The sequence below is a fragment of the Mycobacterium scrofulaceum genome (assembly GCF_001667885.1).
Taxonomy (GTDB): Bacteria; Actinomycetota; Actinomycetes; order Mycobacteriales; family Mycobacteriaceae; genus Mycobacterium; species Mycobacterium scrofulaceum_C.
On sequence record NZ_LZJW01000164.1, the window covers coordinates 39026 to 52829 of the forward strand.

Below are 13804 nucleotides of genomic sequence, written 5' to 3' on the forward strand. Positions count from 1 at the left end.
CCGATTGTCGCCACCGTGACTCGGCGGGGTACCCACGGTCACGTAATGGATCCGGACATCCCCGTGATCGAACATGTTGTGGTTGAACGTCGGCATCGCTGTCCCCTCCACGCTAGAAGGCTGCTACGGAGGCCTTCTGGACTCTTGAAGGCGATGGTAGAAGCGCTCGCGTTGGGTGAATCGCTCCTGGCTGGAATCGATCGGTGATTGACCAGTTCTCCTCGACGGCCCACCGAACACCCTGAGTCCCACGCTCCGAGGAGCGGCATCCCTTGTTCGCCGCAAACCGCGGCGGGAGCCGCGTGCGACGGCTCCTGGCGTGGCCCGATGCTTGGCGGCCTCGCGGGTCCGGTTTTAAGATTGCGATCACGCAACGGGGCGCTCACCTGCCAGGTGAAAGGAAGTCTTCCCCATGGCCATCGTCCTCGATACCGACCCTGTCGACCCGGTGGAACGCTCCGATTACATGCACTGGGCGATGGGGGCGGCCATGGTGTCTGTCGAGTGGCATTGGGTGGAAGACGGCCCGGGCGCGACCGCTCATGGGCTGGTCACTCCGCTCGGTGACCTGACCGTCTGTGTCGGAGAGACGACCGCCAACAGGGTGGTCCGGACACCAGCGCTGGCGCGCGATGGCGCCGAGCCCACAGTCTTCGTCAATCTGCAGCTGGCCGGTACCGCGATGGTGGTGCAGGAGGACAGGGAGGCAGTTCTGCACCCCGGTGCGATGGCGCTGTACGACTCCAGCGCTCCCTACACCCTGCTCAACGCCGAGGGCATGGGTGGGGAGTTCTTCCAGATCCCCCACTCCGCGCTGGCTCTGCCGACTGAACTGATCCGCAAAGCGTGCGCCGTGCCACTCATCCCTGAGCATCCGCTGGCCACGTTGACCTTCGATCACCTCCGGCGGGTGGCGGCCGATCCGCGCCTGTTCACCGCGGTCAACCGCGATCTCGTCGCGCACCCGAGCATCGAACTGCTTCGCGCGGTGATCACGACCCAGTTGGGCTATGCAGATCGCGCGGCCGAACCCCTCGCCAACACGCTGCTCGTCCGGATTCTGGACTACGTGTCTCGTCATCTGCGCGATCCCGAGCTCAACGCCGAACGCATCGCCGCGGCACATTTCGTCTCGGTGCGGCATCTTTACAAAACGTGCGCCGACGCCAACATCAGCCTGGCCGAGCACATCCGCATCCGGCGGTTGGAAGCCGCGCGCCACGAGCTGGGCCGCAGCGACGCGTCGGTGACCATCGCCAGTGTCGCGCGCCGGCACGGATTCTCCGACATGTCGAGTTTCAGCCGCGCTTTCCGTGCCGCATACGGACTGTCCCCGCGGGAGTGGCGCGGTCACCGCTTGGGTGCCGGCGCTGAAACGGAGTTCTCCCCTGCCACACCGCAGTAAGGGACCCGCGCGGCGCAGTCGCACCACGCCAGCTGCCACGTCGGTCTGCGCCGCAACGGTCTCGCCCCTCCGGCCGACGTGACTCGGAGCGCTCTACGCGGCGCAACGCTGCTGTCCTGGTTCGGCGCCCATCACCTTCCGGCAAGGTCCGCCCCGGCCGTCTGCAGCGGAGGCACAACGTCGTGCAGCCCCGGCACACACCGAGACGGTTTCGCGCGCAAACATATGCCATCAGAGCCTCTGCACTGCCGGGCCGCGATGACGTGACCAGCCGCGCAGGGAGCGCGATCGGTGGAAGGTACGAGGGATACAGCTGGGCCTGGGGAGGAACCACGGGGGACCACGGTGAGACATAACACGGAAGGGCTGGGAACGCGCCGGAAATGGCGGGCTGTTCTACAGGCAGAGCCGGGGTTGTTGGCGACTGTTCGAGGACAGGAAGCGATTGCGCGATCGACCTGCCATCCCCGGATCGGGGCAATCACCGATCGCGCTGAGATCGGTACCGCGGCAGCCGCGCTCCGCAGCGTCGGCTACCGGCGCTGCGCCACCCCGGGTGAGCATCGCCGCGGGATATCCCCCCGCCCGCGACTTGCCGGCGGGACCATCGTACCATCGACACTCAAACACGTTGCGGCGCAGCCAAAGTGACCGGACGCATCCTATGGATCTGACTCTAGACCGAATCGAGCGGAGTGCCCCGCCGCGGCCGGGCGATCGCAGTCGACATCCGGCTGCGCTGAGCTCTGCGCATCCGACGCCACGGCCACTATTCACCACACCGGTGACGCATCAACTCCCGACGCGGCGCGAGGACAGCGTTGGGATCGCGCGCGATGCGGGCGGCATTAATGCCACCGGTGCTCGCCGCGTGGGCCGAGGCCGAAGCCTGCGCACCGTCGCGGTGCTGATGTTCAACGGGGCGTCGATGTTCGAGACATCGGTGCCCATGAGCGTGTTCGGCATGAATCCTGCCGGGGCTCCCGCATTCACCGTGCTGCCGGTTGCCGGCGAAACCGGTCGGATGCGCACCAGCGACGGTGTTGGATTCGATCCACCGCATGGGCTCGAGGCCCTAGACCGCGCCGGGATTGTGGTCTTACCCGGCTGGCGCAATCCTCATGACGCCCCACCCCCTGGGCCACTGGAAGCAGTCCGCACAGCACACGCCGACGGTGCCTTGATCGTCAGCCTGTGTATGGGCGCGTTCGTCCTCGCAGCCACCGGTCTGCTCGACGGCCGGCGCGCCGCCGCACACTGGTTCCACGCACCCACGCTGGCAGCGCGGTATCCATCGGTTCGCGTTGACCCCTCGGTCCTCTTCATCGACGACGGCGACATTGTCACCAGCGCCGGGACGGCAGCTGGTCTGGATGCCTGCCTTCATGTTGTGCGACGCCACTGGGGCGCCGTCGCGGCCACGGCGATAGCCCGTCATCTTGTCCTGTCGCCCGCACGATGCGGCAGCCAAGCACAGTTTGTCGATCGCCCCGTCCCCGACCGGTCCGAAGACGTCGAATTGGGAAGGGTGATGGAATACGCCATCGCTCATCTGCAGCATGTGGACATTGACGCGCTCGCCGCACGAGCCGGCCTGAGTCGGCGGACCTTCGATCGCCGCTTCCGGGTCCAAACAGGCGTCTCGCCGCTGCAATGGCTACTGCACCAACGGATCCTGCGCGCCCAGAACCTCTTGGAACGCACCGAGCTGACCGTCGACGCCATTGCGCGACAGGTCGGTCTGGCCACCGCGGTGTCGCTCCGTCCCGCATTCCGGCGCATCGTCGGCGTCAGCCCCCAGGCGTACCGGCAAGCTTTCCGTACCGTCGACCGCATGCCGGTACCGACCGGCGATGCGGGCTGACCGACTAGTTGGCGTCTCGTTCCGAGTGCGATGAGGCGCGTTCCGCCGGGACTCACGAGCATCCCCGCGGGCAAAATGAGTCAGAAGGCGATCGATTCCAGCCAGCCAGCGACCTGACCTCCGGCCAGCTTTTACGATCACTACGGAGAGCCCCGAACCGGCTCCGGGTAAACCCTTTTCGGAGCAGCACCGTCGCGGATCGCGAGGCGCTGGTGCGCTGACAGGAAGGATTGGTTCCGTGCCCTTATCGAGCGAACACGACGGGTTCAAGCTCTACTACGAGCGCTTCGGGCAAGGTGTCCCCGTTGTCCTGATTCACGGCAATCCCGGCGACCACCGGGAGTACTCCAGGGTCGTGCCGCAACTGGTGGAGCACGCCGATGTCACCGTCATCGACTTGCGCGGTTACGGCAAGTCGGACAAACACCTGAGCGATCCAACGGCCTACGCACTCAGTCGCCAGGTGGGCAGCGTCATCGCCCTGCTCGAAGAATTGGGTATCAGCAATGCCGTGCTGGGCGGGTACGACATCGGCAGCTTCACCGCCCAGACGGTCGCATCGACCCGGCCCGATCTGGTGCGATCGCTGGTAGTCGCACCGCCCACCTTGGGCGTCGGGCGGCGGATTCTTGAAGAGGACGCGGTGAACGCGTTCGTGCACGCCATCTTCTACAAGTCGGAACTCGTCGAAGAAATCATCGACGGCAAGCCCGACGCCGTTCGCGCGGCACTCAAGGAAAACCTGGTGAACTGGTCGGCGCCCGGATCAACCGTTGTCGACGACCTCCTTGACCACCTAACCGACAACCACTCCGAGCCAGGGGCATTCCTAGCCGGCGTCCTCTGGTTCCGCAACCCTGAGGGCAATCCGATCACCTTCTACGCAAACGAGACGACGCCGGCACGCGAAGACAGGTTCGCGAAGCCCATCACCATCCTGTGGCCGGACCAGGACCCCCTGTTCCCACAGGCATGGAGCGACACGCTGGATGACTTCTACGCAGACTTCACCCTCGAGTACCTGGACAACTGCGGCCATTTCAGCCCACTGGAGTCACCTGACATCTGGTCCAAGCATCTACTCGAACACGTCAGCCGGTAACCTTCGGCCACACCGGAATTCCGGTTTCGCAGCTCGCATCACTCACGAAAGGGCCTCGTCATGAGATCGTCGGGTCCACCCGCTGAGCCGCACTGAACATGGCCGACAACGCCCACCCCGGCGACCACCCAGGCCCAAAACACGCTGTCGTACAAGCGGACTCGCGCTGGTTCCCCGGGTTCGACGTCGGTACGTTCGATATCGACGGAACGGCCATCTACGCCCGGTGGGGCGGCAACCCTGACGGACCCGCACTACTGCTCGTGCACGGCTACCCCGAGACCCACCTGATGTGGCGCCACATCGCCGACCGGCTGCGGGACCGCTACTTCCTGGTCATACCCGACCTCCGCGGCTACGGCGCCTCCGCCAAACCGGTCGGGTTACCCGATCACAGCAACTACAGCAAGCGAACCATGGCCAACGACCTCGTCGCGGTCGTGGATCGGCTCGGCCGAGACTCGTTCTACCTCTGTGGGCACGACCGCGGGGCGCGCGTTGCGGCCCGGCTGGCGCTGGATCAGCCACAGCGAGTCAGGAAGCTGTCGCTCATCGACATAGCCCCCACCCTCGACATGTACAGGGCCACTAACCAGGAGTTCGCGACCGCTTACTTTCACTGGTTCCTGCTCATTCAGGCCGCCCCACTGCCCGAACTTCTCATCGGAGGCAACCCGGCCGCTTACCTGGCCATCGTGCTACGACAACTATCAGGCGGGAACGACGACTACCTTGAACGCGATGTGATTGCCGAGTACGAACGCGCTTTCTGCACTCCCGAAACGCTGCACAGCACCGCCGAGGACTACCGGGCCAGCGCCGGCATCGACCTCGAACACGATCAACACAGTCGCGACCTCGGACACCGGATCGCCTGCGACACACAGGTTCTGACCGCCGAGAAGGGAGCAGTGCACCGCCTCTTCGACGCGCACGGCCTCTGGCAAGCCCAATGTGCTGCAACTGTCACCACGACGACGCTGCCATCGGGACACTTCATCCCCGAGACGCTGCCCGACGAAACCGCCGCCGCGTTGGTGAGCTTCTTTCCCACCTGACGCGGGTCTGCTACTCCGAATCGGTTGAATCACAGAAAAAGCGAGGGTCGTAGTGAGTGCGGTCGCCTTTATCGGTCTCGGAATCATGGGCAGTCCCATGGCGGTCAATCTCGTCCGCGCGGGTCTTCACGTGGTCGGGTACAACCGATCGCCTCACCGGGTTTCCGACCTCGTCGCCGCCGGCGGTGTTGCCGCCGAGTCCATCGCCGACGCGGTCCAGCACGCCGACATCGTCGCCCTCATGCTGCCCGACTCCCCCGACGTCGAAGCCGTGCTGACCGCCGACGGTGGAGTTCTCGAGACGGCCCAACCGGGTGCGCTGATCATCGACTTTTCCAGCATCCGGCCCGACGTCACACGCGCGCTGTCCAGCCAGGCGCGCCAGCGCGGCCTCCGGATGATCGACGCCCCCGTCTCGGGCGGCCAGGTTGGCGCCATCAACGCCGAACTCTCGATCATGGTGGGCGGCAGACCCGAGGACTTCGCGGCGGCGCAACCAGTGCTGCAAGCGGTCGGCGCCCACGCCGCACTCGTCGGGCCCAGCGGCTCAGGGCAGACGTTGAAAGCCGCCAACCAGCTCATCGTCGCGGGCAACATCCAACTTCTCGCCGAGGCGCTCGTCTTCCTCGAAGCGCAAGGTGTGGACACTGACGCGGCGCTCGGCGTCCTCAGCGCGGGCCTCGCCGGATCAGCGGTACTTGATCAGAAAGCCCACAACATGTTGAGCAGGTCTTTCGCTCCCGGCTTCCGCATAGACCTGCACCACAAAGACCTCGGCATCTTCACCGAAGCGGCCCGCAGCGTCGGCGCCATCAGTCCTGTCGGTTCCCTCGTTGCGCAACTCGTGGCCGCCGCCCGGGCCAACGGTGACGGAAGCCTCGACCACTCCGCACTCCTGCGCGGAGTTGAACGGCTCTGCGGTCGAGAGGTAAGGGATAGCGCCTGAGTGCGCTTCCCCGGGCATTCCGGCAGTCGCCGCTGACTCCCCCGGGGCGGCCTGCCGATATTGTCTACTGTAAGAATTACAGTACGATCTTACGCAAGGCCCGCCCCGTTCCTGCTGGAGATGCTGGAGTGCCACGTGACGACCGACGTTCGCAGCGGTGACGAGACCGTCAGCCTGCGCGACCCCTACCCGTTCTTCGCCCGCAAGCGCCGCGAATCCGGGGTGTTCCGCGGGACGGTGATGGACTATTCCAAGACACCCGAGTCGCTGATGCCCAAGCGCGAATATTCCGCGGTGTCCTTCGACGCGGTGAACACGGTGTTCCGCGACGGCCGGATCTTCAGCTCCGCGCCATACGACAAGACGATCGGACTGTTCATGGGGCCAACCATCCTGGCGATGGAAGGCAAGAAGCATCGCGACCACCGCAACCTCGTCTCCGCCGCTTTCAAATCCAAGGCGCTGGCCCGCTGGGAGAACACCATCGTGCGGCCGATCTGTAACGCGTTGATCGACGAGTTCATCCACACCGGCGAAGCGGACCTGGTCCGGAACTTCACCTTCGAATTTCCCACCCGCGTCATCGCCCGACTCCTCGGATTGCCCGCCGACGATCTGCCGACGTTCCGTAAGCGCGCCGTGCAATTGATCAGCTACCACGTCGACTACGAACGCGCCTTCGAGGCGTCGGCCGCGCTCAAGGATTACTTCGTCGAGCAGATCGAACGCCGCAAGTCCGAACCCACCGAGGACATCATCGGCGACCTGGTCACCGCGGAGATCGACGGCGAAAAGCTAAGCGACGAGGCCATTTACTCCTTCCTGCGGCTGCTGCTGCCGGCCGGGCTGGAGACCACGTACCGCTCGTCGGGCAACCTGCTCTACCTGCTGCTCACCCATCCGGACCAGTTCGCCGCGGTGCAGGACAACGGGGAGCTACTGCCGCAGGCGATCGAGGAGGGGTTGCGTTTCGAAACGCCACTGACCACCGTGCAGCGCTTCACCACCGATGACACCGAACTGGATGGCGTCGAGATTCCGGCGCGGTCGGTGATCAGCGTGTGCATCGGGGCCGCCAACCGCGACGAGCGGCGCTGGGAGCGCTCGGATGAGTTCGACATCTTCCGCAAGCACCTGCCGCACATCTCCTTCGCCGCCGGCGAGCACACGTGTCTGGGTCTGCACCTGGCGCGGTTGGAGACCCGCGTCGCGGTGGAGTGCCTGCTGGACCGGGTGACCAACGTCAGCTTGGTGACCGACGACGACCCCCACATCCACGGCCAGCCCTTCCGTTCGCCAACTTCACTTCCCGTGACGTTCGACGCCAAGTAGGGTCCGAAAATGGTCAAAGTTATGTCGGGCTTCCGGGTCCTGGAACTCGCGCAATTCACGTTCGTCCCGGCGGCGGGCGCCATCCTGGCCGACTGGGGCGCGGACGTCATCAAGGTCGAACACCCGCTGCGCGGCGACACCCAACGCGGCTTCATCAACATGGGTGGCATCCAACTGGATCCGGAGCGGCACCCGCTGATGGAGCATCCCAACCGGGGCAAGCGCAGCGTCGGGATTGACGTCTCGACGCCGGGTGGTCAGGAGGTGATCTACGAACTGGCCAAGACCTCCGACGTGTTCCTCACCAACTACATGCCGGCACAGCGGCAGAAGCACAGGTTCGATGTGGAGCACATTCGCGCGGTGAACCCGAACATCGTCTACGCGCGCGGTTCGGCATACGGCGACAAGGGCGCCGAGCGTGACACGGGCGGCTACGACGGGACGGCGTTCTGGACGCGCAGCGGCATCGGGTACGCGCTGACCCCGGAGGAGCTGGGCGGCGCGCTGGGGCAAGGCATTCCGGCGTTCGGTGACTCCATCGGCGGCATGTTCATCGCCGGCGGCATCTCAGCGGCGCTGCTGCATCGCGAACGCACCGGCGAAGCCCTCGAGCTCGACGTGTCGTTGTTGAGCACCGCGTGGTGGGCGGCGGGAGCGAGCGTGACGCAGGGCATGGAGACCGGACAGGTGATGCGCACCCCGATGCCGGGCGCCGCCACCGCGATGTCGGTGAACCCCTTCATGGGCAACTACGAAACCTCCGACGGCGGCACCATCAACCTGTGCATCATCAGCCCGACCGGCCTGATCCGCGACACGTTCGAGCATCTCGGCATCCCCGAGGCGGCCGACGACCCCCGCTTCTCCGAGGTGCTGCCCCTGATTCAAAATGCCAGCGCGGCCGCCGAGCTGATCGCAAAGGCCTTCGCCGCCAAGCCGTTCGACTATTGGCGGCAACACCTGAAGACGATGAAGGGCCAGTGGGCGCCGTTCCAGAGCCTGCTCGACCTGGTCGAAGACGAACAGGCCCTGGCCAACGACATGGTCAGCGAGGTCGAGCTCGCCAGCGGCGGAAAGCCTTTCCGCGTCGTGCGCGGCCCGGTGCAGTTCAACCACGAGCCGTTGGTGACCACGCGGGCGCCGCAGGCCTCGGAGCACACCGAGATCGTGCTGATGGAGCTGGGCATGGACTGGGACCGCATCGAGGAACTGAAGGAGGCGGGAGCCATTGCATGATCGCGCCGGCGATCGCCGTGGTGACGACCTGAGACTTCGCCGAACGTGCACTCAGGGCGAAGAATTGGCTGATTTCTCGCCCTGAGTGCACGTTCGGCGCGCTATCACCACACTTTCTTGACCGGCGGCGCGTACGCCGGCTTGCCCAGACCCAACATGTACTGCGCGATCATGTTGCGGAACACCTCCAGCGTGCCGCCATAGATCCCCACCAGCGGAGCGAATCGGTAGGCGTACTCGGCGCTGCCGTCATCGGCGGACCCATCGGTCCCGAACGGCAGCGTCGAGGCCGCGCCGAGGAGGTCCATGAGTTCCGGGGAGATGTCGCGCATGGTTTGGGCGATGGCGACCCGGCCGAAAATGCTCGGGGTGGCCAGCGCCGTCTCCAGTCGGGCGACGCAGCGGCCCAACCGGTACGCGACCGACTTGTCGTCGACCAGCCGACGCCCGTCCCCGTCGGGCCGCGCGACGCTCGCCGCCGCCTTGTCCACCGCCTGAGACAGAAATCCGGCTTGGTGCATCATGATTGACGTGTCCTGCAGTCCGTCGGGGGCCGCGGCGACGGCGCCGTGCTCGACGTTGAGCGGTTCCCGCAAAACCGTCCAGCCGCCGTTCACCTCGCCCAGCCGGTACTTGTCATCCACGCGGACGTCGCTGTAATAAACGATGTTGGTCCGATCGCCGTCCACCGTGCGGATGCCCTGGATTTCGATGCCCGGCGAATCCAGCGGCACCAGGAACATCGTCAGGCTCTTGTGCTTCGGCGCATCCGGGGCGGTGTTGGTGATCAGGAAGACGTACTGGCAGTTGTGGGCTCCGGTGGTGAACATCTTGGAGCCGTTGATGATCCACTCGTCGCCGTCGCGGACCGCGCGAGTCTTGCAGGTCGCGATGTCGGAGCCGCCTTCGGGCTCGGTGTATCCGAGGCACAGCCTCACCTCGCCGCTGAAGACCTTCGGCAGCACTTCGTCGCGCAACTGCGCCGACCCGAACCTGTCCACCGAACGGGCCACCATCGCGGTGGTCCCCCAGGTCACCCAGGGAACGTGTGCCCGCCGCTTCTCCAACTCCCAGATTCGGCGCCGCACCCGGCTGAATCCGCCGTCGGATTCCGGTTTCCACTCGGCCGCCAAATAGCCTGCGGCGCCGAACTTCAGGTGCAGGCCCTCGTCGAAGTTGTCGCCCGTTTCCCGATCCCGGCGTCTGATCTCGTCGGTCATGTGCGTGGCCAGGAAGTTCCGCGCTTCGTCGCGGAACGCCTCGTCCTCGTCGGACAGTTCGACGCGCGAGAAATCCACTGTGTCGCTCCTTCCTACGCCGGCTGCGCCGCGCCCTCGCGGGCGGCCACGATCTCCGCCACCCGTTGTGCTGTGGCGCCCGGATCGCCTCCGGCCAGCGGCCAGCCCCGGGCGCGGACCAGGTACGCCGTCGCCGCGGCTTCGGCCGAAACGCCCAGCCCGCCCTGAATGTGGACCGCCATCGTCGCCGCCCTGGCGGCCTCCTCGGCCATGAAAACGAAAGCGCTGGGCGCCAATTCGGGGCGTTCGTCGGGTTCATTGTCCAGGAACCAGGCGGCGCGGTGCGCCAGATTCCGGCCGCCTTGCACGGTGATGGCCATGTTCGCGAGCGGGTGCGAGATCGCCTGCAAGGTGGAGATGGGCACCCCCAACGTGTAGCGCGTCTTGGCGAACTCGGCCGCGATGGTCATGGTCTCCTCCACCAGCCCGACGAGCGCCGCGGCGGTCAGCAGCCGCCACTCGTCCAGGGCCAGCCGGTAAGCGGCCAGCGCTTCGGGCCCCTCGGCGACGACGTCGCGGGTGTCAGCCGCCGCGGGATCCACCCAGGCCATGGGTAGCCGGCCGATGTTGTCGACCTTCGCCGGCCGAGTGCCGAAGGTCAGGCGCACGACCTGGTCGTCGTCGCGGACGACGACGTGGTCCGCGATCGACCCCGACGGAATCAGTCGCGGGCCGCGGCCACCGTCGATTCGCGGGTCGAGGGCGGCCAGCTGCTCCCCCTCGGCCACCCCGGCGACGGCCCCACCCAGCGCGCCGAGACGCGCCAGGAGCCGCGCGGTGCAGACGTGGTCAATCCACGGAACCGGCGCGAGGGACCGGCCGATCTCCTCGGCCACCAGCGTGAGATCGACAAGTGTGGCGCCGTCACCACCGCACGACTCGGGCAACGCCATGGTGGTGGCGCCCATCCCGCACAACCTCTCCCATAGGCTCTTGTCGAAACCGGATTGCTCTGCGGCACGCACCGTTTCGATCGGGCAATGGGTCTTGAAGAACTGCTTGTAGGCCGCTTGCAGGGCCACGTGGTCCTCGGACAGGCTGTAATCCAGCCTGCGTAGTTCGAAGCGGTCCATCGTTACTCGTCCTTCCGAAAGAAGAAGTCTCGCGCGTTGTTGTAAAGGTAGTTGTCCAGTACGTCGGCGGGTAGATCCAGCGCGCGGGCTTCGGGGATGACCCGGCGCATGGGCAGCACCGGCCAGTCCGACGCGTAGATCACCTTGTCGGGGCCGCGGGTGCGCATGTAGTGCAGCAGGCTCTCCGGCAGCCGCTTGGGCGACCACGCAGACGTCATGAGGCGCAGGTTCGCGTACTTGAGCAACAACCGGATCGCGACGTCCCACCACGGGTCGGCGCCGTGAATCATGCACAGCCGTAGCTCGGGGAACCGCACGCAGACCCGGTCCAGGTGCATCGGGTGCTGCACCTCCCCGGGTATCGGCGGTCCCGGGATGCCGGTGTTGACGCACAGGGGCAGATCCAGCTCAGCGCACTTGGCGTACAGCGGGTAATACACGGCGTCGCTGGGCGGGTATTGGCCGTCACCCCAAAAGCTGGGCCCCACTACGGCATACGCGACGGGCAGGTCCGCCGCCACGGAAGTCAGCTCGCGCAGCGACCGCACCGGGCGCAGTAGATTGACGCCGCCCATGGCCAGCGCGAACCGCTCGGGCCTGGCCTCGACGAACTTGCGTGCGGTGGTGGACGGATTGGCGAGCGAATCCATGAGGATCGCCTTCTGTACCCCTTGTTCGTCCATCTCGCCGAGCAGCTCGGAGAGGTCGACCGGGGCGAACATCGACTCGGGGCCCTTGAAGTAGTCGTCCCTGACCTTGAGCATCCACGTCGGCTGAGATTCGGCTTCCCCGAAGTGGACGTTCACCAGGCAGTCAATCGCTGTGGTGTTCATGACTTCCTTCGGGATCGGATGGGACCAACGCGGTCACCGGATCACGTTGACCCGCGCGTTCTTTGGCCCATCGGTAGTTGGGCTTGCCATTGCCGAGGCGTTCGATCCGCTCGACGAAGATGAAAGCCTTGGGCGCCTTGAAGTGCGCCAGTTGGGTCGTGCACGCGGCGTACAGGACGTCCCGGCTCAGGTCGGCATCGGGATGGGTCGCGACGAGTGCGACGACCTCTTGTCCCCAGCGCTCGCTTTGCCGCCCCACCACCAGGGCGTCGACGACGCCCGGATGCGCGCGCAGCACCTCCTCGACTTCTTCGACGAAAACCTTTTCACCGCCGGTGTTCACGACCAGTGAGTCGCGGCCGAACAGGCGGATGGTGCCATCGGCTTCCAGCGACGCGCGGTCACCGGGTACGACCACCCGCCGGCCGTCGATCTCCGGGAAGGTCCGCTGGGTAGCCTCCGGGTCACCGAAGTAACCGAGCGGAATGCGGCCGGTCCTGGCGGCCCAGCCGACCTCCTGCTCACCCGGCCGCAAGAACCGGCTGCGGTCGGCAGACACGACGGTGGCCCCTTCCCTGGGCTGGAACGTCTCGCTGGCGTTCCCTTCGCGGCTGTGCCCGAACGCCATGTTCCCGCTCTCCGAAGACCCGTAGCCCTCGATGATTGTGATGTGTGGCAGGCATTCCATCAGCGCGCGTTTGTGTTTCGCGTTGGTGGCGGCGCCCCCGGTGCCGATCGCCTGCAACGAGGAGAGGTCGTAGGAACGCGCGCGCAGCTCCTCGATGAGCGGCCCGGCGTACGCGTCGCCCACCATGGTCATCATGCCCACCTTCTCCCGCTCGGCGGTTTCCCACACCGACCGTACGTCTAGCTTGTTGCGGTCGTCGTAGAGCACCACCGGCAGGCCGGCGCAGAGCGCGGCGAAGGCGGTCCACATGCCGGCCGCGTGCATGAGCGGAGAAACGGCGAACCATGGCTGCCCGCCCCCGGCGACCTTGTCATGGATCTCGGTGACGCTGGCATGGTCGGCGCCCACCATCGACGACACGTACATGTCGCTCTGTCGCCACAGCACGCCCTTCGGGCGGCCGGTCGTTCCGCCGGTGCACATCATGATGAGGTCATCCGGGGAACCCGCGTCTTCGCGCTCGGGGCTGGCGCCGGCCAGGACATCGTCGAGCGAGATCGCCTTCGGCAGTTGGGGAACGGCACTGCCGTCGTCGATGGATATCAACAACTCCGTGCCGGTCGGGGGCAACACGTCGGCGAACCGGGCACCCAGCGAGCGGTGGTAGATGATGCCTCGGGGGCGCACGTAGTCCAGCAGCTCGCGAATCTCCCGGGGCGAGTAGTGGTGATTCACGTTGACCGGGACGGTGCGCGCCTTGAGGCATCCGATCACCATGTCGGGGTAGAGGTCGTTGTACATGATGAGCGCGATCCGGTCTTGACCGCACTCCCAACGCTGCAACTCATCACGCGGGGCGTAGACGCCGAAGCCCTTGTGCTCGAGGTAGTTCGCCAACCGGTTGGTGCGACGCGCCGATTCGGCGAATGTGCTTTTGCGGTCTCCGCACACGGTCATCAGGCGGTCGGGCACGACGTCGGCGATGGCGTCCAGAACGGCGCCCACGGTCCATTCGCTCATAGTGCG

The 13804-nt window shown here is 66.1% G+C and carries 11 protein-coding genes; 7 read left to right on the plus strand and 4 right to left on the minus strand.

The genetic code is table 11. The annotated features are described in order from the left end of the window. Positions 1–412: 412 nt before the first annotated feature. The 7 genes from A5681_RS22985 (at position 413) to A5681_RS23015 (ending at position 8946) form a co-directional block, all read left to right on the plus strand. Positions 413–1405, plus strand: a complete 993-nt coding sequence (locus A5681_RS22985; RefSeq protein WP_067280977.1) for a helix-turn-helix domain-containing protein — start codon at positions 413–415, stop codon at positions 1403–1405. Positions 1406–2189: 784 nt separating this feature from the next. Then, on the plus strand, positions 2190–3269 hold the full coding sequence (locus A5681_RS22990; protein WP_197498697.1) for a GlxA family transcriptional regulator: 1080 nt from the start codon (positions 2190–2192) through the stop codon (positions 3267–3269). 238 nt (positions 3270–3507) lie between these two features. Then, the gene (locus A5681_RS22995; RefSeq protein ID WP_082968504.1) at positions 3508–4371 is read left to right on the plus strand and encodes an alpha/beta fold hydrolase; all 864 of its coding nucleotides are present in this window, start codon (positions 3508–3510) and stop codon (positions 4369–4371) included. Positions 4372–4469: 98 nt separating this feature from the next. Then, positions 4470–5429, plus strand: a complete 960-nt coding sequence (locus A5681_RS23000; RefSeq protein ID WP_082968505.1) for an alpha/beta fold hydrolase — start codon at positions 4470–4472, stop codon at positions 5427–5429. A 52-nt stretch (positions 5430–5481) separates the two neighbouring features. Beyond that, positions 5482–6375, plus strand: coding sequence for a 2-hydroxy-3-oxopropionate reductase (locus A5681_RS23005; RefSeq protein WP_067280985.1), 894 nt, complete (start codon positions 5482–5484; stop codon positions 6373–6375). A 135-nt stretch (positions 6376–6510) separates the two neighbouring features. Then, positions 6511–7707, plus strand: coding sequence for a cytochrome P450 (locus tag A5681_RS23010; RefSeq protein ID WP_419866348.1), 1197 nt, complete (start codon positions 6511–6513; stop codon positions 7705–7707). Between the two features lie 21 nt (positions 7708–7728). Next, complete coding sequence (locus A5681_RS23015; protein ID WP_067280991.1) at positions 7729–8946, plus strand: CaiB/BaiF CoA transferase family protein; 1218 nt, start codon at positions 7729–7731, stop codon at positions 8944–8946. 104 nt (positions 8947–9050) lie between these two features. Here A5681_RS23015 and A5681_RS23020 read toward each other — a convergent pair whose 3' ends face one another. The 4 genes from A5681_RS23020 to A5681_RS23035 are packed head-to-tail and all read right to left on the minus strand — an operon-like array spanning position 9051 to position 13798. Next, positions 9051–10244: an acyl-CoA dehydrogenase family protein gene (locus A5681_RS23020; protein WP_067280994.1), complete on the minus strand. Its 1194-nt coding sequence runs from the start codon at positions 10242–10244 to the stop codon at positions 9051–9053. A gap of 14 nt (positions 10245–10258) precedes the next feature. After that, entirely contained in the window at positions 10259–11317 is a 1059-nt protein-coding gene (locus tag A5681_RS23025) for an acyl-CoA dehydrogenase family protein (protein WP_067280997.1), read from the minus strand. A gap of 2 nt (positions 11318–11319) precedes the next feature. Then, a complete protein-coding gene (locus tag A5681_RS23030) occupies positions 11320–12150 on the minus strand; it encodes an amidohydrolase family protein (protein WP_067281002.1) in 831 nt (276 codons plus the stop codon). Then, positions 12131–13798 carry an acyl-CoA synthetase gene (locus A5681_RS23035; RefSeq protein WP_067281011.1) on the minus strand — a complete coding sequence of 556 codons (1668 nt, stop codon included), beginning with the start codon at positions 13796–13798 and terminating at the stop codon, positions 12131–12133. Before A5681_RS23035 ends, A5681_RS23030 begins: the two co-directional genes overlap by 20 nt. Between the last annotated feature and the right edge of the window lie 6 nt (positions 13799–13804).